Genomic DNA, 1,639 nt, shown 5'->3' with positions numbered 1-1,639 from the left:
CGTCGCCTGGGCGAAGTCGCACCCACATCCGGAGATGCGCGACCGGAAGACCTGGGAGGTGTTCGAGGAAGAGCGACCGCGCCTGGTGCCCTATGCCGGGCGGTTCGATGGCTTCCACGCGGTTCCCGCCTCGGTCTCGAAGTCCGGGGCTCCGCCCGTTCAGGGCTGAATTGGTCCCCCGGACCAATTCCGGGACGCCCTTCACCCTGTCTCGTGCGGTTCGATAGTGAGGAGGTTCAGCAAAAGGTCCGGGGGACCTTTTGCCCGACGAACGCGCTACTCGGTCGACGCCCGCGCCGTCGGCCGGGCTGTCGAGGTTCGCGCCTACGCCGAACGGATCGAGTTCTGGCAGGACGGCAAGATCGTCGGCGAGCACGACCGGGCCTTCGGTCGCGGCAAGGACATCTACGACCCGCTGCATTACGTGCCTGTGCTCGCCCGCAAGCCGGGCGCGCTGCGGAATGGCGCTCCGTTCAAGGACTGGGAATTGCCGACGGCGATGCGGCGCGTGCAGCGCAAGCTCGGCCGGGTGCCCAACGGCGACCGCCAGATGGTCGAGATCCTGAGCGCGATACTGACCGACGGCCTGGACGCGGTAGACGCGGCCTGCGCCGAGGCTTTGAGCGAGGGCGTTCACTCATCCGCGGTCGTCTTGAACATCCTCGCCCGCCGCCGGGAGCCCGGGCCGCCGCTAACCATCGCGACGCCGGACGCACTGCGCCTGAGCTGCGAGCCGGTCGCCGATTGCAGACGCTACGACAGCCTCAGGAGACCGGATCATGGAAAGATCGCAGGTGCTGGACGTGATGGGCCAGCTCAAGCTCTACGGGATGAAGGCGGCGTATGACGAGATCATCGCCACCGCCGTGAAGCGGCAGCACGAGCCGCAGAAAATCGTCGGCGACCTTCTGAAGGCCGAGATCAGCGAGAAGCAGGCTCGTTCGATCAAATACCAGATGACCATCGCCAAGCTGCCGCTGGCCAAGGAGATCGACGAGTTCGACTTCGAGGAGACGCCGGTAAATGAGACCCTGGTCCGCGACCTCGCGGGCGGAGACTTCCTTGAGCAGCAGCGCAACGTCGTGCTGATCGGCGGGACCGGCACCGGCAAGTCGCACCTCGCCGTCGGCATCGCCCGAGCCTGCATCCGAAGCGGAAAGCGCGGCCGCTTCTTCAACGTCGTCGACCTCGTCAACAAGCTCGACGTCGAAGCGCGCGTAGATCGTCAGGGCCGCACTGCCGATCTGCTTTGCCGGCTCGACTTCGTCATCCTCGATGAACTCGGATACCTACCGTTCGCTCAGACCGGCGGGCAGTTGCTCTTCCACCTGATCTGCCGCCTCTACGAGCGCACCTCGATCCTGGTGTCGACAAACCTCGACTTCGGTGAATGGCCGAGCGTCTTCGGCGATGCCAAAATGACCACCGCGCTCCTCGACCGGCTCACCCACCATTGCGACATCGTCGAGACCGGCAATGAGAGCTGGCGCTTCAAGACGCGAGCCTGAGCCTCAAATAATCGCTGGCCCGATCCGGTTGCGCTGTATGAAGGCTACACCGCATCGGGCCAGCTTCCGGTGCGCTCAGAGGGGGCAATCTTCGACGCCGATAGGGGGTCAGAATTGGACGCCGATTGACA

The 1,639-nt window shown here is 65.0% G+C and carries 1 protein-coding gene and 1 pseudogene; both read left to right on the top strand.

The window, feature by feature from the left end:
- Positions 1-847, top strand: a pseudogene (locus OCH239_RS21320) (Mu transposase domain-containing protein); the annotation flags it as partial.
- Positions 780-1,508, top strand: coding sequence for an IS21-like element helper ATPase IstB (gene istB, locus OCH239_RS21315; protein WP_037267494.1), 729 nt, complete (start codon positions 780-782; stop codon positions 1,506-1,508). The pseudogene OCH239_RS21320 and the gene istB, both read left to right, overlap by 68 nt.
- The last annotated feature ends 131 nt before the right edge of the window (positions 1,509-1,639 follow it).

This window comes from Roseivivax halodurans JCM 10272 (assembly GCF_000521785.1).
Classification (GTDB): domain Bacteria; phylum Pseudomonadota; class Alphaproteobacteria; order Rhodobacterales; family Rhodobacteraceae; genus Roseivivax; species Roseivivax halodurans.
Note: the sequence above shows the minus strand (reverse complement) of the source record. Positions and strands in the feature narration are given on the sequence as shown.